Genomic DNA, 385 nt, shown 5'->3' with positions numbered 1-385 from the left:
CGCTGCGCGCGGGCGGCCGACACCGTGGTGGTCGACGCCCAGGTGTTGGGCGGGGCCGTCGACGAAGAGGACGACGCCGACCGCCGTGCCGCGCGGAAGGACAAAAAGGTCTCGGCGGTCCTGCATTCCGGGTACCCGGTGCGCTTCTGGGACCACGATCTGGGGCCGGGACAGAAGCGGCACTTCGTACTGGAGGACAATGCGGAGGAGGCTGCCCGAACCATAACCGTGGACGACGAGCCGCAAGGCCGGCTGCGCATCATCACCGGTTGGGCGGGAAACGCCTTGCTGGAAACCGCCGCCGAGCTGAGCCCGGACGGCGCCACCTTGGTGGTCAACGTCCGCCGGCCGCTGGCGCGGGGCGACGCCCGCAGCGTGCTGGCCG

Annotated in this window: 1 pseudogene; it reads left to right on the top strand. The window is 71.4% G+C overall.

The features are described 5' to 3' along the window. A pseudogene (locus tag AC5RUJ_RS18625) lies at nucleotides 1-385 on the top strand (S9 family peptidase); the annotation flags it as partial.

It is taken from the genome of Arthrobacter sp. Y3223164 (assembly GCF_059091005.1).
This window is presented reverse-complemented; position numbering and strand designations above follow the sequence as displayed.